15 protein-coding genes are annotated in these 19,814 nt (G+C 62.4%); 5 read left to right on the forward strand and 10 right to left on the reverse strand.

From position 1 onward, the window contains the following. Window positions 1-31: 31 nt before the first annotated feature. On the reverse strand, window positions 32-1,384 hold the full coding sequence (locus tag FHS78_RS16370; RefSeq protein ID WP_167095454.1) for a DUF1329 domain-containing protein: 1,353 nt from the start codon (window positions 1,382-1,384) through the stop codon (window positions 32-34). Window positions 1,385-1,932: 548 nt separating this feature from the next. On the opposite strand from FHS78_RS16370, the gene FHS78_RS16375 reads away from it, so the two are divergent. Then, the gene (locus FHS78_RS16375) at window positions 1,933-2,922 is read left to right on the forward strand and encodes an AraC family transcriptional regulator (RefSeq protein ID WP_167095455.1); all 990 of its coding nucleotides are present in this window, start codon (window positions 1,933-1,935) and stop codon (window positions 2,920-2,922) included. Window positions 2,923-2,945: 23 nt separating this feature from the next. Here the strand turns inward: FHS78_RS16375 and FHS78_RS16380 are convergent, their stop codons facing one another. The 8 genes from FHS78_RS16380 to FHS78_RS16415 form a co-directional block, all read right to left on the reverse strand. Further along, the gene (locus FHS78_RS16380) at window positions 2,946-4,262 is read right to left on the reverse strand and encodes a 2-hydroxycarboxylate transporter family protein (RefSeq protein WP_167095456.1); all 1,317 of its coding nucleotides are present in this window, start codon (window positions 4,260-4,262) and stop codon (window positions 2,946-2,948) included. 40 nt (window positions 4,263-4,302) lie between these two features. Then, window positions 4,303-5,301, reverse strand: a complete 999-nt coding sequence (locus FHS78_RS16385; protein ID WP_167095457.1) for a phosphoglycerate dehydrogenase — start codon at window positions 5,299-5,301, stop codon at window positions 4,303-4,305. A 21-nt stretch (window positions 5,302-5,322) separates the two neighbouring features. Further along, complete coding sequence (gene leuD / locus FHS78_RS16390) at window positions 5,323-5,931, reverse strand: 3-isopropylmalate dehydratase small subunit (protein ID WP_167095458.1); 609 nt, start codon at window positions 5,929-5,931, stop codon at window positions 5,323-5,325. Further along, window positions 5,921-7,351, reverse strand: a complete 1,431-nt coding sequence (leuC, locus tag FHS78_RS16395; RefSeq protein WP_167095459.1) for a 3-isopropylmalate dehydratase large subunit — start codon at window positions 7,349-7,351, stop codon at window positions 5,921-5,923. The genes leuD and leuC overlap by 11 nt, the downstream gene beginning before the upstream one ends. A 77-nt stretch (window positions 7,352-7,428) precedes the next feature. Then, on the reverse strand, window positions 7,429-7,755 hold the full coding sequence (locus tag FHS78_RS16400) for a DUF4387 family protein (protein WP_167095460.1): 327 nt from the start codon (window positions 7,753-7,755) through the stop codon (window positions 7,429-7,431). Window positions 7,756-7,788: 33 nt separating this feature from the next. Next, window positions 7,789-9,171, reverse strand: coding sequence for an acyclic terpene utilization AtuA family protein (locus tag FHS78_RS16405; protein WP_167095461.1), 1,383 nt, complete (start codon window positions 9,169-9,171; stop codon window positions 7,789-7,791). A gap of 69 nt (window positions 9,172-9,240) precedes the next feature. Beyond that, the gene (locus FHS78_RS16410; RefSeq protein ID WP_167095462.1) at window positions 9,241-11,331 is read right to left on the reverse strand and encodes a hydantoinase/oxoprolinase family protein; all 2,091 of its coding nucleotides are present in this window, start codon (window positions 11,329-11,331) and stop codon (window positions 9,241-9,243) included. Beyond that, window positions 11,328-12,989, reverse strand: a complete 1,662-nt coding sequence (locus tag FHS78_RS16415) for a hydantoinase B/oxoprolinase family protein (RefSeq protein WP_167095463.1) — start codon at window positions 12,987-12,989, stop codon at window positions 11,328-11,330. The genes FHS78_RS16410 and FHS78_RS16415 overlap by 4 nt, the downstream gene beginning before the upstream one ends. A 174-nt stretch (window positions 12,990-13,163) precedes the next feature. Between FHS78_RS16415 and FHS78_RS16420 the strand changes: the two genes are divergently transcribed. Next, window positions 13,164-14,045: a LysR substrate-binding domain-containing protein gene (locus FHS78_RS16420; protein WP_167095464.1), complete on the forward strand. Its 882-nt coding sequence runs from the start codon at window positions 13,164-13,166 to the stop codon at window positions 14,043-14,045. A 71-nt stretch (window positions 14,046-14,116) separates the two neighbouring features. On the opposite strand, the gene FHS78_RS16425 is transcribed toward FHS78_RS16420, so the two are convergent. Further along, complete coding sequence (locus FHS78_RS16425) at window positions 14,117-14,701, reverse strand: helix-turn-helix transcriptional regulator (protein WP_246220558.1); 585 nt, start codon at window positions 14,699-14,701, stop codon at window positions 14,117-14,119. Window positions 14,702-14,865: 164 nt separating this feature from the next. Between FHS78_RS16425 and FHS78_RS16430 the strand changes: the two genes are divergently transcribed. Genes FHS78_RS16430 through FHS78_RS16440 form a run of 3 tightly spaced genes read left to right on the forward strand, consistent with a single transcriptional unit; the run spans window position 14,866 to window position 19,730 of the window. Next, window positions 14,866-15,468, forward strand: coding sequence for a superoxide dismutase (locus FHS78_RS16430; RefSeq protein WP_167095465.1), 603 nt, complete (start codon window positions 14,866-14,868; stop codon window positions 15,466-15,468). Between the two features lie 13 nt (window positions 15,469-15,481). Further along, a complete protein-coding gene (locus FHS78_RS16435; RefSeq protein ID WP_167095466.1) occupies window positions 15,482-16,639 on the forward strand; it encodes an efflux RND transporter periplasmic adaptor subunit in 1,158 nt (385 codons plus the stop codon). 1 nt (window position 16,640) lies between these two features. After that, entirely contained in the window at window positions 16,641-19,730 is a 3,090-nt protein-coding gene (locus FHS78_RS16440; RefSeq protein ID WP_167095467.1) for an efflux RND transporter permease subunit, read from the forward strand. Window positions 19,731-19,814: the final 84 nt, after the last annotated feature.

Here is a 19,814-nt window from a genome sequence, read left to right on the forward strand (position 1 = left end):
TTTCACGAGAACGGATGGACCGTTGGCCGCCTTAGCGGGCGCCCATCCGGCGGATGGCGCTGGGCGAATATTCGTCGCCGTCCAGCTCGTCCGCGAAAAAGTTCACCGCGGGCTCTTCATTGTTCAGAGCCGAGGCAAGGTAACGGCTGCCCTGCAGGTCGTAATCCATCTGACCGGCATAGGCGCAGAGCGGCACGTTGTAGGCCTGGATCTGCTCCAGTTCCTGCACACGCCAGATGTCGCCTCGTCCGTCATAGAGTTCGGTCGCTGCGAGCTGCCAGGCATCTTCGTCGATATGGAAGACGCGGCGGGCATAGACGTGGCGGGTGGACGGCTTCAGATCCGCCTGCACTTCCCACATGCGATGCTTTTCGTAGCGCACGAGGTCCTGGTTGAGGTGACGCGGCTCGATGAGGTCGTCATAGTCGGACAGACCCATCTCGTAATTGTTGGCCGCCATGTAGCGCACGTTCTTGCCGAGCACGGTCCAGGTGTAGCGTTCCAGCGAACCGTTATAGCCGTCGAAGCTGTCGGCGGTGGACAGGCCGTCCGTGTTCACGCCGGGATTGTCGAAGGCGATGTTCGGCGCGCGGCGCACGCGGCGCGTGCCGGGGCTGTACTGCCAGGCCTGGCGCGGACGCTTGGCCGCGTTGATCGCTTCGTGCACCAGGATCACGTTACCGGCGGCGCGCGCCGGGGCGATGGTGTGCGCGATGTAGTAGATCGAGTTGTTGTTGAGGTCTTCCGCGCTCTTCTTCGTCGGGTCGGACCACCACAGGATCGCCTGGTCCTGCACGATCAGCGGCGTGTAGGAGCCGTTCGGCGTGACCGGCATGGCCGCGAACTGACGGATCAGCTTGAAGGAGCGATAGCGCAGCGTGTGGTTCCACACGATTTCATAGGCGTTGTTCGGAATGGGGAACGGGAAGCCCATGATGGCCTTCGACACGCCGTTGCCGCCGCCCACGAGTTCGCCGACGCTCGCATTGCGCTTGGTCGCGGCGTAGACGTTCTGGGGATAGGCGCAGCTCCGCCGCGTCTGGAAGACTTTCATCTTGTAGTCGTCATAGCGTTCCAGCATCGCGGCCTGACCGGGCGTCAGGAACTCCCGGTACTTGTCGATGTTGGAGCCGTCCACGACATAGAGCGGCTTGTCATCCGGGAACGGGTTCTCCAGATGATCGCCTTCCTGATAGCTGACATTGGAGGGGATCGAGTTCAATCCCCCGGTCCAGGCCGGAATATCCCCGCCGTCGCCGGCTTTCTCCGCGCCGACCGGCGTCAGATCCTGCCCCAGCCGGTTGACCTGGCTTTCGGGTACCTTCGCATAGGACGCCGTCATGCCCAGCGCCAAAATGGCGACCGACATAGCGGCTGTATTCATGATTTTCATCAAAAACCTCCCCCCCTTCAAGGCGACGCAATGGCCTTCGTGTTCATTACTGATAACGCCTGCCCCTGCGGCTTCCATGTATCGAGCCAGCTTCAGGACAGACGATCTGCGAAATCGCAGCCTAGATGGAACGGCATCGGGCGACAGGCCTCAAACAGGCCAAGTTGGGGGTAAAAAACGGCCATCCCGCGGCGCTCTTTCCCTGCGTCCCCCTGCGTCACGGCAGACGGACGGCGCATCGCGCCGCCAACCCCGCCCCGACATGCCGAGACCGGCCCCGCCGCGCCTCTTCTTCCATCCGAAAGCGCATGCCGGTTCCCGTTTCGCTATTCCGTAGCTCGTTATTCCGTACAGGGATCTTAAAAATTCTTTCCCGACCTTTCTGTTCCGACTATGATCCCCCTGCCTATTTCGATGCCCCACGCATGATTCTGCACACACCTGCCGCGGGCCTCCCAACCAAAAAACCATAATGAAACCGGCAACCTTTCGTTCGGAAGGTTCGTTCCGGTCAATCTGGGGGTAGGAGTAGGCCAACAATGTATTTGTCTCCCGCTTACGTCACAGTTCTCGCATCCACACTCCGGCAGCTTGGATATGACGCATCGGATTTTCCGCAAAACCACAACGAACCGTTGCGCGAGAAGGATCTCTACGATCTGTGCTGCCGCGCCGTCGAGATTTCGCACGGCCATGCGGAGCTGCCGCTCATGGTCGGCACGGGGTTCCATCTGGGCACGCACGGGCTGTTCGGACATGCGCTGATGAGCTGCCAGACCCTGAGGCAGGCGGCGCGCATTCTCGTGCGGTACAATCCGATCAATGGCGACAAGGGGAGAGTGCAGGTCGTCTTTGCCGAGGATTCGGTCGTGGTTTCCTATTTCCCGGCCTTCAGCGTGCCGGGCGCGCCGAATTTCCTCACCGACCTGTTTTTCTCCGCCGTGTCGACGGCGCTCAGGGAGCTGATCGGCCGGCAGCTCGAATCGGCGCAGCTCGAACTCGCCTATACGCCCTCCATTCCGGAGAAGCGCTATTCGGATATCGTCGGCATACCGACCACCTACGGGCATTTCGCCAACCGGCTGATCGGTCCGTCGGAGGTGCTGGACCGGCCGCTTCCGGCGGCTCATATCTCGACCGCCGACGCCTATCTGCGCCAATGCGAGAAGCTGCTGCGGCGGATGGAGGAAAGCCACGGCTATCAGAGCATCGTGCGGCGGCTTCTGATGACGTCCCGGGCGAGCCTGCCCAACGCCTCGGAAATCGCCGAGAAGCTCAATATGAGCCCGCGCACCCTGCGCCGGCGGCTTCTCGACGAGGGGACCAGCTATCAGGCCATCGTAAACGAGGTCAGGAGCTATCTCGCCTGCGAATATCTCCGGGATACCGATATCAGCGTGTCGGAAATCGGCGTCCTGCTGGGCTTTGAGGACATTTCCAATTTCCGCAACGCGTTCAAGCGCTGGACCGGCATTTCCCCGCGCGACTATCGCAAGCAGGCGAGGCAGACGGACGGCAACAGGACGTAAACGCCCGGGCCCCTTTTCGCGCCTCAGAGCAGAATGCGGAACAGATATCCGGCCAGGAAGAGAACGATGCCGCCGCCGATGCGCGAGGAAATCTGCGCATAGGGGAAAAGCGCCATGCGCCGGGATGCGCCCAGCACTTCGAGATCGCCGCTGCCGCCCCGGTTCGCCATGCACAGCCCCGCGGCGATGGCGGCTTCGACGGGGTAGAAGGAGAAGACCCGCGCGCTGAGGGCGGTGCCAAGCGTCGCGCCGAGAACGATGACGCCGGCGATCACGAAATTCTCGAAGGTGAGAGCGGAGAGCAGTTCGTTCAGGTCCGTCATCGCGCCCACGGCGACCAGCACCAGCACGATGAAGGCCTTCAATCCCCATTCGTTCATTGTCCCCAGGGCCTGTACGAGCGAGGCCGGAAGAACATTCGCCAGGTTGAGCGCGACGAAAATGACGACCACCCAGGCAAACAGATGGATCTGCGGCATGAGGGTGTAGAGCAGCATCGACAGCAGCAGCATGGCGACGGAAAAGAAAATCGCGCCCAGAATGTTCGGTTCGCTGCCTGGGGCCGGCCCGGTGTCCGGCTCGGGTTCGGTCCCGTGCCGCGGGATCTCGCGCGCATCCGGGCGACGGCTCAGTTTCCCGTTGCCGGTCAGCGAAGGAAAACGGTCGCCGATCCTGTTCAGGGCCGAAGCCATCAAGATCGCCATCATGTTCGCAATGGTGAGGATCGAGATCGCGAAGCCGTAATAGGTCGCCGCATTGTCCCCGGTGACATCGGTATAGATCTCGGCCATCGGAATGGCGCCCGCCCCGTTGCCGCCGCCCATCACGGGCAGGACATAGTGGGTGACGATGCGGGCAGGTTCGATCTGGAAGACCAGACCGATCAGGATACCGGTACCCGCCGCGCCGGCGATGCCGCACAACATGACGGGCACCAGCCCTAGGACGGATTGCAGCAGCGTCTCCCGGTCGACGGACAGAATCGAGCCCGCGACCAGCGCCACCAGCAGGAAATAGAGAAAGCGGTTGCCGACGACGGACTCCGCCAGAAACGCGCGGTCGTCCGGTCCGATCCAGCCGAAATGCACCATCACGGCGGTGCCGACAAACGCCATGATGAGGCCGCCGCCGACATAGTCCCGCCAGATCGGCAGTTTCTCTCCGATGGCGTAAAGGACGAAGCCGATCGACCACATGACGGCGAATGCGCCGACAATGCCTGCGTCCTGCAGATGGCCGCTGACCAAAAGAACGGCGCTCAGCGCCGCCATGACGGCGAAGGGTGCGAGTTGCACACCGCCCAGTTCACACTCAACGGCTTTCCTGATCGACGCATTCATGCGCGCTCTCCCCCCTGAGTTCCCCCGCGCCGCCGGCCGCCTACCTGCCGTCGACAACGATGCATTCGCGCGGCGGCATACGGCCTTCGATGACTTCCACCGCGCAAACGGACGCGATCATATTGGTGCGCGCGAGGCCTTCATGCGTGGATGCGCCCGCATGCGGCGCCGCGATCACGTCGTCGCGCGCGATGAGGGCATCCGTCACGCTCTTCATCGACGGATCGCTCTCGCTTTCATAGACATCCAGCCCGGCTCCCAGGATCCGGCCGTTTTCCAGCGCCTCGAGCAGGGCCCGGTCGTCCACCAGCCCGCCGCGCGCGGTATTGATCAGCACCGCATTCGGCTTCATTTTCCCGAAGGCGTCCGCGTCGACGATATGGCGCGTTTCCGGGGTCAGCGGCGCATGAAGCGAGATGTAGTCGGACTCGGCCAGCAGCGTGTCGAAGTCGACGCTCGACAATCCGTAAGCGTTTATGTCCTCGTCCCGGAGGCGCGGCGTACACACCATGATCTCGGCTTCAAAACCCTGCAGCCTCCTGGCAAGGCTTCGGCCGATCCGCCCGAAACCGAGAATGCCGACCTTCTTCCGGTAGAGGTCGGTCCCGACAAGGATGTTCCATTTGCCGCCGTTCATGGCGTTCTGGGCTTCCCGGAAACGCCGGCCGGCGGAAATCATCATGCCGATCACCTGGTCGGCGACGGACGCATCGTTTCCGCCCGCCGCGATCGTCACCACCCGGCCCAGTTCCCTTGCCGCTTCGGTATCGACCTTTTCGTACCCGACGCCCCTCCGGGAAACGATGGCGAGATCGGGAAGCGCGCCGAGCGCGTCGCGCGTAATGTTCGCATGGCCGACGATCCAGCCGCCGGCGCCGTCCAGCAGCTTTTTCATGTCGTCTATGTCGAGTTGCGCCTCGGTCTTGCCGTCCGGCAGCGTGGCGATCTCGACCTCGATGTCGTTGCCGCGCAGAAACGCTACGGCTTCGTCATCGAAGAACTTCTGGGTGACGACCACCTTTCTGGGAGGTTTTGTCATGTCGGATTACCTTTTGGCGGTTTATGCAAGCCAGTCATGATCGGCGAGGTAGCGCGACTGGAAGGTTTCGATCTCGTCGCGCCATTGCAGCGTCATCCCCACTGCATCGAGCCCGTTGAGAAGCATCGTCTTGCGGCGCTCGTCGATATCGAAATGGAAGCTGCGTTCCGGCGTCGCGATGGTCTGCGTCTCCAGGTCGATCGTCACCTCGCCGACGCCTGCCTGCGCGTGCTCGATCAATATCCCGACCTGGGAGTCGGACGCCTCGATCGCCAACAGACCGTTCCTGGCGCAATTGTCGAAGAAGATGCCGGCGAAGGACGGGGCGACGATCGCACCGATCCCGAATTGCCGCAGCCCCCAGACCGCGTGTTCCCGGCTCGACCCGCAGCCGAAATTCGCGCCGGTCACCAGAAAGCTCGCCTCGTTCCAGGGCGGCCGGTTGAGGACGAAGTCCGGACGCGGGTTTTCGTTCTCGTCGAAACGAAGATCGTGAAAGAGCCCCCTGTCGAGGCCGCTCCTGTCGATCCCCTTGAGGAAGGTTTTGGGCATGATCACATCGGTGTCGATATTCGCCGCCGGAAGCGCGGCCATGACGCCGGATTTACGCGTAAACGGTTCAGCCCGCATGGCTCGCCTCCATGCTCCTGACATCGCAAAGACGACCGGCGACGGCGGCGGCGGCGACCATGGCGGGGCTCATCAGATGCGTGCGGGCGCCCGCCCCCTGCCGTCCCTCGAAATTCCGGTTGGTGCTGGAGGCGCAGCGTTCTCCCGGCGCCACCACATCGTCATTCATCGCAAGGCACATCGAACACCCCGATTGCCGCCACTCGAAACCGGCATCGATGAATATTCTGTCGATGCCTTCCGCTTCGGCCCGGCGGCGTACCTCGCTCGAGCCCGGCACGACCGCCGCGGCGACGCCGGGGGCGACCTTGCGCCCCTGCAAAACGGTGGCGGCGGCCCGCAGATCCTCAAGTCGCGCATTCGTGCAGGACCCGATGAATGCGCGATCTATGGCGATGTCCCGCAACCGCGTGCCGGGGGCAAGCCCCATATAGTCGAGCGCGCGTTCCGCATCCCGCCGCCTGGCGTCATTGGTTTCGTGAGCGGGGTCGGGGATCACATCCGTAACGGGCGCCGCCTGGTCGGGGCTCGTGCCCCAGGTCACCATCGGCGCGATGGCCGCGGCATCGATTTCGACATATGCGTCGAACGCCGCGCCGGGGTCGGTACGAAGCGACTGCCAGGCGGTCAGCGCTTTTTCCAGAAGCGCGCCCCGCGGGGCGCGCGGCTTGTCGGCAAGATAGGAAAAGGTCTTTTCGTCCGGCGCGATCACCGCGCCGCGGGCGCCGCATTCCACGGCCATATTGCAGACCGTCATGCGGCCTTCGATCGAGAGATTCCCGATTGCCGATCCGGCGAATTCGACGGCATAGCCGCGGGCCCCGTCGGCGCCGAGTTGGCGGACGACGGCCATGATGATGTCCTTCGCCGTCACGCCCACCGGCAGCGCCCCGTCCACCTCTACCCGCATATTGCGCAGCCGGGTGTAAACGAGCGTCTGGGTCGCCAGGAAATGTTCGATATCGGAGGTGCCTATACCGAAGCCGAGCGAGCCGAACGCGCCATATGTCGTCGTGTGGCTGTCGCCGGCAGCAATCACCATCCCCGGCAAGGCAAGCCCCAGTTCGGGCATGACGACATGCTCGATACCCTGCTGGCTGTGAAAGAGGTCGAAAAGCTCGATCCCGAAATCGTCGCAGTTTTTCTGCAGGTAGGACATCTGCGCATCGTTCGCCCGGTCGGCGCGCAACGCATCCCGGTCAGGTCTGGTCGAATTGACGTGATCCACGACTGCGATCGCCGAGCGGGGGCGGAACACGTCCCGTCCTGCCTCGCGAAGACCGGTAAACGCCTGCGGGCTCGTATATTCGTTCAACACCGTGCGGTCCACATAGAGGAGAACCTGCCGGCCTTCCTCGTCGAGGCGCCGGACAGTGTGACTGTCGACAAGCTTGTCATACAATGTTCGAGGCTGCGTCATGTGCCGTCCACGGAATATATCTGTTCGTCCGGCGAAGCTAGCAAGCCGGGTGCCTTATTCGTCTTGCGAAATTCGTATCAATCGATACCCGACGGGCCTTCGAGTTCCACGTCGAGCAGACGGACATATTGCTGACCGGAATGCATGTCGCGTTCGACCATCCCGCCCTGCGGGTTGGCACGCGGATAGGAAATCTTGACGAGATCGAAATCCGGGACCGGAATTTTCCTGACCAGATCGGGATCCGTTCCGAACAGCTTTTCGAACACTTCCGGGCCCAGCCCCGGGCTGTCCTTGTAGCGCTGGAAATTTTCCGCGCTGTCGAACCAGATATCCATGGTGACCCAGAAAGGCCCCGCCTGTTTGGAACGAATATGCCGGCAAACATTGCGCAATTTTGTCACGATTTTCCCTTTCTCGGGCTGCGACGACCGATTTTAAGAATTCACCCAGACCGTTCTCACAAGCTGCAGCGGATCTTCGACCTCGACGACATGGTTGAGCTTGAACTCATAGACCTGCCCGCGGGGAATATCGGCCGGCGTGAACGGAAAGCCGTAGCTCGGCAGTTCCTTGTTCATCACGGCGGGGTAGTGGAAGAAATACGGGTTGCAGGCATGGGCAATGGAGTTGGCCAGCTCTTGCGTCTTGGCCGTGGCGACGAACAGAACGCCGATTTCGCGGGGGTTCGGCGTTCCCTCCGGCACATCCGCCCCATCGACCGCGTTCCAGCCATACATTCTAAGCGAGATATGGAAATCGTCGTCTTCCCCGGGCGGCAGGGTCTGACGGGCCCGCGCATAGAGCACATCCAGGAAACGGTCGTGGAAGCCGGAGACATCCTGCAGAACGTCCGGATCCTGAATGCCGACGAGCATGATCGTCTGATAGCGGCCGCCGCCGGCCCCTTCCAGCTTCATCGTATAGGTACCGGGGTTCCAGGCCGCTCCCGTGACGCGAACGCTGCGGCCGTCTTCTTCCTGTTCGTAGCGGGCGTTGTTTACATCGAGCTGGCCGCCCGGCTCGTTCAGAAGGTAGGGGTTCGTGTTTTCATAGAGCATATGCGCGGAAACGCTGTAGGGCGTGCAGGTATTGCGTTCCGAGAGTGGCTCGACCTCGAACCCGTCCCGGCCGACCGTCAAGAGAACGCCCGAGCCGAGCGTCGGATTGACCGAGCATTGGACGCCGCATTCGCCGATCTTGCCCGCATGCCATGCAGCCCCCCAGCCCGCGCCCTTCCAGATCGGGAAGCTGGCGAGCACGGCCGGGTCGGTCGAGCGGCCGCCGAGGATCACATCGGCACCCTGCTCCAACGCGGCGATATAGGGTTCGACCCCCATCAGGGCGACGATGTGGTCGCAGGACTCCACCGTTTCATCTTCCAGCGCGCCCAGCGGCGGGAGAGGCTTTATCCGCCCGCCGGCATTCAGGGCCTTCACCTCGGCCTTGTTCTGCTCGCTGTAAAGCAAGGCGATCCTGGGAGAGATGCCGAGCTCCTTCACCACCTCGAGCAATATGTCCCGGGTCCAGTTCACATTGAGATCGCCACCCGCCTGGCCGGAGGTTCCGACGATGACCGGAATGCCCGCCTTCGCATGCGCCTTCATCAGGATGGTGAGGTCCCGCTTCACGGCCCCGCGGCTGTTCTTGGATTTTCCGGTCGCGAGATAGGCGGCGCCGCTATCGGTGGACCCGGCGTCGGAGGCAATGGCCATGGCGCCTTTCGCAAGCCCGTACTCGATCTCCTCTTCGCGAACGCCGGACCCGAGGGAGCCGCAGGGCACGATGATTTTTACAGGTGAGAAAGCGTCTGCAGTCATGGTCAATCCAAATCTTTCAATACGTGCGAGCTTTGCGCCCGGGCATGGCGACGAACTCTTCGAGACGGGTCACTGCGAACCGGGCTCCCGGATCTCGACGATCAGGTTCGAGAACTCGTCCACCGCAACCGTGGCGTCCGGCCCGACATTGAAGCTCGTTTCTCGCTCCTCGAAGATGGCCGGCCCATCGATGACCGTGCCGGGCCGCAAAGCATATCGGTCATATACCGGCGTTTCGATTTTCCCGAAGTCGGGGAAGAATACCTCGCGAGACGGCCTTTCGGCCGGCGTCTCGACAGGATCGTGCGCCAGGCTGATATCCTGCGCGTCCAGAGAAGACGACAATCGCCAGTTTACCACCTCGACCGGGATGCCCGGGACCGTCCGTCCGAACAGTTCGCCATAGGTCCGGTCGAATGCCTCGCGGACGGCCTTCGTGTCGTCGCTCGACAGCGGCCCCTGCGGGAGAGGCACGGTGATTTCGAACCCCTGGCCGTGATAGCGCATATCCGCTTTCCACTGGAACCGGATGTCCTCTGTCGCCGCCCCGGTTTCGACGAGCAGCTTGCAGGCATCGGCCTGCATTTCCGCATACAAGGCGTTGACCTCGTCCCAGTCGATCCGGTCGAGGCGCGCGAAGTACCCCCGCGCGCTGTCGGTGGTGGGCGCCGCCACAAGAAAGCCGAAAGCGGAAATGACGCCCGCGCCCATCGGCACGACGATCCGCCTTACCTTCAGCAGCTTGGCAAGGCCGTAGGCGTGAACGGGGCCGGCGCCGCCGAACGCGACCATCGAATAGGAACGGGGGTCCTTCCCCTTCTCCGCGAGATGCATGCGCGTGGCCGCCGTCATGTTCTCGTTGATGATCTTCTGGATTCCTTCCGCCGCCTGCTCCGTCCCGATCCCGAGCGGCGAGGCCAGCTTCTCCTTCACCGCGTCCCGGACCGTCTCCAGGGACAGTGCCATTTCACCGCCCAGGAAATAGTCGGGATTGAGATAGCCGAGCAGAAGGTCGGCATCGGTCACCGTGGGGACCTCGCCACCCCGGCCATAGGCGACCGGCCCGGGCACCGAGCCCGCGCTGCGGGGGCCGACCTTCATCAGGCCGAGATCGTCCACCACGGCCATGGACCCGCCGCCGCCGCTGATTTCGATCATGTCGATCACAGTGACCTTGAGCGGCAGGCCCGACCCCGGTTTGAACCGCTCGAGCCGCCCGGCCTCGAAGTCGTATTTGACATGCGGCTCGGCGTTCTCGATGACGCACATTTTGGCCGTCGTGCCGCCCATATCGAATGACAGAAGATGGTCCTCGCCGATCTGGCGGGCGATATAGGCGGCCGCCATGGCGCCGGCGGCTGGCCCGGATTCGATCAGCCTTACGGGATAGGCTTTCGCCTCCTCGATCGTCGTCAAACCGCCGCTCGACAGCATGATCGAGAGATTGCCCGCAAAGCCCAGCTCTGCCAGCTCGCCCGTCAGGCGGTCGAGATAATCGTGCACGCGGGGCTGGACGTAAGCGTTGACGCAGGCAGTGTTCGTCCGCTCGAACTCGCGGATTTCGGGCGCGACATCGGATGAAAGCGTCACGAGCAGATCCGGATAGATCGCCCGGACCACTTCAAGCGCCTGCTTTTCATGTGCCGGATTGCGATAGGCATGCATGAAGGAGATGGCCAGCGCCTCGATCCCCTCATCCTCGACGAGCTGCCGGACTTCGCGCGCAACGGCGTCCTCATCGAGCGTCTCGCATTCCCGCCCGTCGGCGAACATGCGTCCCCCCACACCGCGCCGCAGATTGCGCGGGACGATAACGGGGGCGGGCCTCTGGAAGAGATCGTCGACGTCGTAGCGGGTCTCGTGCCCCATCTCCAGCGTGTCGGCGAACCCGCCGGTCGTTATGAGACCGACCCTGGCTCCGGTCCGTTCCAGCACGGTGTTGGTAATCAGGGTCGTGCCGTGCACGATGCCGAGGATCTGCTCGGCCCGCGAATTCGTTTCATCGAGCAGGCGCTTCACGCCGTCGATGATGGCCCGGCTCGGATTTTCGGGCGTCGTGAGGAGCTTGCCGGTTCTCGTCATGTCGCGCACTTCGTCGCGAAGAACGAAATCGGTGAAGGTTCCCCCGATATCAATCCCGATACGGATTGTTTTTGTCATTTTCGAACACTTGCCTCGGGCTTCTTATTGTAGTGGAGAGAGGTCGCTTCCCCGCTCACCAGATCGAGTTCCAGATCCCGTTCGATGGCCGCCGCGTCGCGCTCCGCCGGATCGCCATATCCGCCGCCACCGGCGAATTCGAATGTGACGGTCGACCCGCTTTTGAGCAGGTTGCGCGATTTGAGCCCGACCGTTCCAACGCCGGAAACAGCGGCCGACGCGGCCGCGCCCGGCAACCCGCCCAAAATGCCGCGGGCGGGATTTTCCTCCCGCTCGCCGACGATAACGATCTGGGCGGGCGTCCCGGCGCGGTTCTCGATCTCGATCGTCTGACCAAGACCGCCGCGATATTTACCGGCACCGCCCGAATCGCGGCGGAACTCCTTGCGCTTGAACAGGAGCGGCGACGTCGCCTCGAGAATTTCGATGCTGCCGGCGCCCGAGTTGGTCGGGAAAGCCGTGGTCGACAGCCCGTCGGCGCGCGAGGACGCGCCCATGCCGGCACTGGCAAACAGAATGGTGGAGTATCGCTCTCCCCGATCGTCATGGCCGCCGACCAAAATGCGCATTGCCGGTGCGCCGCCGCTATCGGCCAGCACCCTGTCGGGCAATACATCGGCCAGCGCCTGGTAGATCGCACAGGAGAGGACGTGTCCGGACAAATGCCTCGCCGCGACGGGCGCGGGGTGACGCGCATTCAGAATGCACCCCTCCGGCGCGACCACGCGGATCGGTCGATAGGACCCTTCATTACGCCGCGAATAGGGATCCAGAATGCATTTGAGCGGATAGATGGAATAGGCCTGGGTGTAGTTCATGGTGCAGTTGATGGCACTGGCGACCTGGGGAGACGTGCCCGCATAGTCGACGGTCATCCCGTCCCCTTCGACGGCGATCCTGCATTCGATCTCCGTCGGCTCGTTTCCCGCGCCGTCGAGACGAACGGAGGAGGAATAAACGCCGTCCGGCACGGCGGCGATCGCGCGCCGCATGGATTGCTCGGACATGGCGTGAAGCTCGCGCGACAGATCCTCGAAATCCTCAAGCCCGGTATCGGCGAGGAAATCGGATGCACGTTTCCGGCAGACCTGATTGGCGGTCACCTGCGCCTCGATGTCGCCAAGGATCAGATCGGGGTGCCGGACATTGTTGAGGAAGAGACGCAGCATGGTCTCCTCGCGAACGCCGGCCCGGTAGAGATGAATAGGCGGGATACACACGCCCTCTTCATATATCTCGCGATTGTCGGGCCGGACGCTCCCGCCGATATCGGGCGCATGGGCCGCCGTGCCGGAAAAGGCGACCAGCCTGCCGTTGTGAAAGACCGGCGCGATGAGCGCGATGTCCGGCAGATGTCCCGTCGCGATCCAGGGATCGTTCGTGAAAACGCAGTCCCCTTCCTGCCAGGTTTCCAGCGGAAATCGCTCCAGAATACTCCGGCAGGCCCGCCCCAGAAGCCCCGCAAAGGCGGGGATGCCGCCGCTGCACTCGGCCAGCGTCTCGCCACGCAGATTCATCAGGCATGTCGCGAAATCATTCGATTCACGTATAATTGGAGAGAAGGCGGTACGCAGCAGTGTGGTCGCCGCCTCGTCGGCGACGGCAATCAGCTTACTCCAGTAGATTTCGAGCGAAATCGCGTCGAATTTCTCACTCATATGCGTCCACCGATGCTGCTAGTGTCTCCGGAATTGGCGCCAAGCTAGCAGCGGCATCCCCCTACTTCCAATTCGCTATACGTATAGATTGATGCATCGATATTCCCCTTCCCGACCCAAAAGACTGTCCCGATTTCAGGTGCGCTGCGCAGGCGCACGGGAAAGGAGGGCGACGTGAATATCGATTGGCTCGACGATTTTCTGGTGCTGGTCGAGGTCGGTGGCTTTGCGCGCGCCGCGGAGCAACGCGCGGTCACGCAGCCGACCTTCAGCCGGCGGATTCAGGCCCTGGAAGAGTGGGTCGGCGCCACGCTTGTCGACCGCAGCACACACACAATGAAGCTAACCGCCGCCGGCGAGAGTTTTAAGGTTGTGGCGGAACAGACGGTCCGCCGTCTCCAGCTCGGGCGGGAGGAAGCGCGCGCGATCGCCAAGATTTCGTCCGAAACGCTTCGCTTCGCCTCTACCCATGCGCTGTCGCTGACCTTCTTTCCGACCTGGCTGCGCCGTCTGGAGAAGGACGAACCGACAAGCGTGACGGTGGAACTAACGGCCGACCACATGGTGGCGTGCGAAAGACTGATGATCGAAGGGCGCGCGCAGTTTCTGCTCGGCCATCACCACGAAGCCGCAACGACAAGGTTCGGCAAGGACTTCCGGTCCGTACGGCTGGGCGAGGATACGCTGTTGCCCGTGATTTCACCGGAGCTGGCCAAACAGGTCGTCCCGGAAAAGGCGCCGCAACTATCCTTTTCCGCCGAGTCCGGCATGGGGAGAATCCTGTCCGCAGCCTGGGCCGCCTCCGGACGCACACCGCGAACCAAGCCCGTATTCTCCTCTCACCTGGCCAGCGTCCTGACGGCCATGGCCCGTGACGGCCGCGGCGTCGCATGGACCGCGCTCAGCCTTGTGAGCGACGATATCGAAGCGGGAACCCTGTTGCGCGCCGGCCCTCCGGACCAGGACATCCCCATCGAAATTCGCCTCTGGCGCCCCGCCGCCCGGCAATCGCCGGCAGCAGAGGCGCTCTGGAGCAGGATATTGAAGTCACAATAGCCCCGTTCCGACCCGGCCGGCAACGAGCCCACAAGGAGTGAGGAACGGCCTCCCGTCAGGGCGTATCGTCGTTATGCTTCTTTTATGATGTAGGCGCAGCGCCGGGCGCCCTCGATGATGTGTTCGGCGCGTTCGACGGTTACGCCAGGGCCGAGAAGAGAGCGGAAGAGGGCCAGTTCAGTGCGGCAAAAGCCCTGACAGAGGCTCGCCGCCGCGCATATCGGACAATGGTTTTCGATCAGGAGCAGGGAGCCGTCTTCGGCTTCTTCCCAAGCCGCCATATACCCCTCTGCCGAGCGCAATTCGGCAAGCGCCGCCACACGATCCCTGAGGCTGGTATGGCCCGACATCGCGGCTTCATAGAGGATGCGGGTATCCTGCTCTCTCTGGTCGATAATGCGGTCGAGCGCTTCGTCGCCCAAAAGGGAGCGCACGGATTCCAGAATCTGGACCGTGAGACTTGCATGGGTATCGGGAAAAGCCGACTGCGCCTCGGGCGTCAGGCTCCATTGCTGCCTGGGACGGCCGACGCCGGCCGGGGTGCTATCCGCCCGGACCTGGCCTTCCGCCGCAAGCCGGTTGAGCTGCTGGCGCGCGGCCTCTCCCGTGATGCCGAGTCTCTTGCCCAGCTCGGCCGCGGTCTGTTTCCCATGCATTTTCAACATCATGAGAATCCGTTCCGCAGGATTTCGCGGGGACCAATTCCAATTTTCCAAGACTCTGCTTGACATATTGTCGCCGATAGTTTTCAAAGCTCTCACTTGGAAAATATGCGTATCCCGCTTTTGGCGCAAGCCTTAAGCTTTCAGGAGTATGAAGAATGGCTTTTGAACTCCCCACCCTGCCCTTTTCCCGCGAGGCCCTGACCGCGCGCGGGATGTGCCAGGAAACGCTGGAACTCCATCACGGCAAGCACCACCAGGCTTACGTGACCACCCTGAACGGCCTGGTCGAGGCCAATGCCGACCTTCAAGGCAAATCGGTGGAGGAAATCGTCGCCTTCGCCAGGGACGCGGCCGATCTTGCCCCCGCCTTCAACAATGCGGGCCAGCACTGGAACCACAGCTTTTTCTGGAATTCCCTCTCTCCCGAAGGCGGGCGACTCCCCGGCAAGCTGGAAGCCAAGATCGTTGAAGATTTCGGCTCCGTCGACGCCTTCAAGGACAGCTTCAAGACCGCGGCCGTGGGGCAGTTCGGCTCCGGCTGGGCCTGGCTCGTGCTCGGCGACGACGGGAAGCTCAAGACAGCCAAGACCGCGAACGCCGCCAGCCCGCTTTCCACCGGCGAGGGGAAAGCGCTGCTGACGCTCGACGTGTGGGAGCACAGCTACTACGTCGATTTCCGCAACCGGCGTCCGGACTATGTCACCAACTTCCTCGACAATCTGGCGAACTATGAATTCGCCGAAGCCAACCTCGTGTAAAGGCGGCTCTTCCATGCCGGACAATAACTCCTCTCCATCCCGTTTCGACAGCGCAGTTTCCGCGAGCGGTCTGCGATCTCTCGGCCGTCGTTTTTCCTCGATCATCATTCTGTTGGTCATTCTGGGCCTTTTGTTCGCAGGCCTCGTGTTGTGGCGGAACATAAGGCTGGGCGGCCAGCAGGGCTGGGCACAGGGCCCGCTTCCCGTTACAGCAACCGTCGTCGAGCCCAGAGAGGTTCCCGCTTCTCTCGACGCGGTCGGCACCTTGCGCGCCGTCAATGAAGTGATGCTTGCGCCGGAGGCAAGCGGGCGTGTCGTCGATATCGAGTTCGAGGCAGGCGACACCGTCGAGAAGGATGCCTTACTCGTCCAGTTGTTCGATGCCCCCGAACGTGCCGATCTCGCCTCGGCCAAAGCGGCGTTGACGCTTGCCCAGACGCAACTGAAGCGCTCGCAACGCCTTGCGTCCACCGGCGTCGACTCCAAGGAACGCCGGGACCAGCGCGCCGCGCAGCGCGACCAAGCGGCCGCAGCGGTCGAGCGTCTCGAGGCGCATATTCGGCAGAAACAGATCCGGGCGCCTTTTGCCGGCAAGGTCGGGATCCGTCGGATCGACCCCGGGCAATATCTCAATGCGGGAGAAGAGGTCGCAACGCTGACCGCGCTCGACACGCTCTTTGTCGAATTTGCGCTTCCGCAGCAGGATTTGAGCCGGATAAAAACCGGAGCCACCGTCGATGTGAAAAGCGACGCCTGGCCGGAGCGGACATTCACCGCGAAGGTCAACGCCATCGAACCGCAGATCGGCAAGGATACGCGCAATGTTTCGGTACAAGCCGTTCTGGACAACAAGGACGGCGCGCTGCGCCCCGGCATGTATGTAACGGCATCGCTCGCTCTGCCCCCGCAACAAAACGCCCTGGTCGTTCCGGAGACGGCGATCATGACTTCCGCGCAAGGCGACAGCATTGCCGTCGTTCGCGGCGAGACGCCGAAGGAAGGCGGTACCGCCGATATCGTTCCGGTCATCAGCGGGCGCCGCATCGGGAACGAGGTCGTCGTGACGCGCGGCCTGGTGCCCGGAGACGTGGTGGTGACGGACGGACAGCTCAGAATCCAGCCGGGCGCATCTCTCGAGGTGAAGCAACCCGGCTCCCCGCAGGAAAAGTGACATGACGTTTACGGATATCTTTATCAAGCGGCCGATCCTTTCGATCGTCGTCAGCCTGCTTATCTTCCTGGTCGGGTTGAGCGCAGTATTCTCACTGCAGATCCGTCAATATCCGAGGATGGAAAGCGCCACGATCAATATCGATACGGCATTCCCCGGCGCGACACAGGACGTGATGCAGGGTTTCGTGACCACCCCGATCGCCCAGGCGATCGCGACCGCCAACGGGATCGAATACATCACCTCTTCCTCGACACAGGGGAAGAGCCATATCGCCGCCAAGCTCATCCTGAACGCCAATGCCGATCGCTCGATGACGGAAATCCTGTCCAAGGTGCAGCAGGTGAAATATCGCCTCCCCGAGGGCGCGGCCGATCCCGTCATCACGAAAATCACCGATGGCGCCTCCGCCATCCAATACGTCTCGTTCGTAAGCGACACGCTTTCTCCGTCGCAGATTTCAGACTTCGCGACGCGCGTTGCCCAGCCGTTGATCACGTCCGTTCCGGGCGTCGCATCTGCGCAGATCGACGGCGGCGCACCCTTTGCCATGCGGATATGGGTCGACCCGGTGAAACTCGCTGCGCGCGGCCTGACGGCAAGCGATGTCGTGCGCGCGCTACGCGCGAACAACGTCCAGGCAGCGCCCGGCCAGATCAAAGGCTCGAACACCGCCATCAACATTACGGCGACCACGGACCTTCGGAATATCGACGCATTCCGCAATATGCTGCTGAAGACCGGCGGGAACGGACAGGTCTATCTGAAAGATGTCGCAACCGTGGAACTTGGCGGCCAGAATTATGACGGCAAGGCCATCAGCTCCGGGCATCAGGCCGTTTTCATATCGATCTCGCCAACGCCGGACGGCAATCCGCTGGAAATCGTCGATGCGGTGAACAAGCTGCTGCCGGGCATTCAACGCGTCGCACCGCCGGGGCTTACGGTCAAGAACCAGTTCGACGTCGCACATTTCGTCGAAGCTTCCATCTCGGAGGTCGAACATACGCTGATCGAAGCGGTGGTGATCGTGATTGCCGTGATCTTCCTCTTTCTCGGCACGTTCAGAGCCGTGATCATTCCGATCGTCACCATCCCGCTTTCGCTCCTCGGTACCGCGGCATTGATGCTGATGTTCGGTTTTTCTCTCAATCTTCTGACCCTGCTCGCCATGGTTCTGGCCATCGGCCTTGTGGTCGATGACGCCATTGTGGTGGTGGAAAATATCCATCGCCATATCGAGGAAGGCTCGCCGCCGGTACAGGCTGCGATCGCAGGCGCACGTGAAATCGTCGGGCCGGTGATCGCCATGACCATCACGCTCGCGGCCGTTTACGCGCCGATCGGCCTGATGGGCGGCCTCACCGGTGCGCTCTTTCGTGAATTTGCCTTCACGCTCGCCGGTTCGGTTATCGTTTCCGGCGTCGTCGCCCTGACGCTTTCGCCGATGATGAGCGGGCGCCTCCTGCACTCGAAAATGACCGAAGGGCGTCTTGCCCAGGGCATCGAGCATGTGATGGAGCGCGTGACAAATCGTTATGTCCACCTGCTGGGCATGACCATGAAATCGAGGACAGCGGTCCTGATCGCCGGCGCGGTCTTTCTGGGCGCCATCGTCGTCTTCTTCACAAGCGCGGCGCGTGAACTCGCACCGCAGGAGGACATGGGCTACATCTTCGTACAAACGAAGGCGCCGCAATATGCCAATGTCGACTACACGGCAAAATACAGCTCCGATGTCGAGCAGATATTCCACACGTTCCCCGAATTCGCGGACAGCTTTTTCGGCATGGGGGGATCGAATGGCGCCAATATCGGCTTCGGCGGCATCATTCTGAAAGAATGGGAAGACCGGGACCACGGCGCGAGCGAGATCCAGAGCGAGATCGCCGCGCGGGCCGGCGGGGTGACCGGTGTCTATGCGGCGGTTTTCCAGCCCAGCCCCCTGCCCGCCGGCAGCGCCGGCTTGCCGGTTCAGATGGTTATCCGCTCAGCGGACGGCTTCTCGTCGATCTACAAAACAATGGACGGTATCAAGAATGCCGCCTGGCGCAGCGGTCTGTTCGCCTTTGTCGACAGCGACCTCGCTTTCGACAGCCCGGAAGCGCATATCTCGGTCGACCGCGCCAAGGCGGGCGAGCTCGGCATCTCCATGTCCGAGATTGCCGACACGCTCGCCGTCATGGTGGGCGAGAATTACATCAACCGCTTCAACTGGTTTGACCGTTCCTATGACGTCATCGCCCAGGCGCCCGAGGACAAGAGGCTGACGCCGGACAATCTGGGACAGTTCTATGTCCGGACCGGCTCCGGCACGCTGGTACCACTGTCCACGGTCGTCAACGTCGAGATGCGATCGCAGCCGAATGCGCTGTCGCAGTTCAACCAGATGAATGCCGCAACGCTCTCGGCCGTGCTGCTGCCCGGCGTGACCATGGGGCAGGCAGTCGACTTTCTGAAGAGCCAACCCTTGCCGCCCGGCATGTCGGTCGACTGGCTCTCGAACAGCCGGCAATATGTGAAGGAAGGAAACCAGCTGACGATCTCTTTCGGATTTGCACTGATCGTCATCTATCTCGTGCTGGCCGCCCAGTTCGAGAGCTTCCGCGACCCGCTGGTCATTCTGGTGACGGTGCCGCTGGCGATCTTCGGTGCGCTGGTGCCGCTCTATCTCGGGTTCACGACCCTCAACATCTATACCCAGATCGGGCTCGTCACACTGATCGGCCTGATCTCCAAGCACGGCATCCTGATGGTTTCCTTTGCCAACGACATGCAGCGAGCAAACGGATGGGGACGGCACGAAGCCATCCTGCACTCCGCGTCCGTCAGAATGCGCCCGGTGCTGATGACCACCGCTGCCATGGTGGCCGGACTCGTTCCGCTTCTCTTCGCCGCCGGGGCGGGCGCGGCCAGCCGGTTTGCCATCGGCATCGTCGTGGTGATGGGAATGCTGGTCGGCACGATGTTCACGCTCTTCGTGCTGCCGACGATGTACACTCTGTTGGCGGTCAAACATAATCCGCACGCCGAGACGGAGAGTGCCCAATCCAAGGAGCGCGAGGCCGCCCCTGCAACGGCATCACCTTGACGATACCGCCGACGGGCCCGCTCGCGCCCGTCGGCAGGATGAAATCGATGGCGTGTTTGTCGCCTTCTCGCGTGATAGCGGCGG

The sequence above is a fragment of the Parvibaculum indicum genome, assembly GCF_011762095.1.
Lineage (GTDB): Bacteria > Pseudomonadota > Alphaproteobacteria > Parvibaculales > Parvibaculaceae > Parvibaculum > Parvibaculum indicum.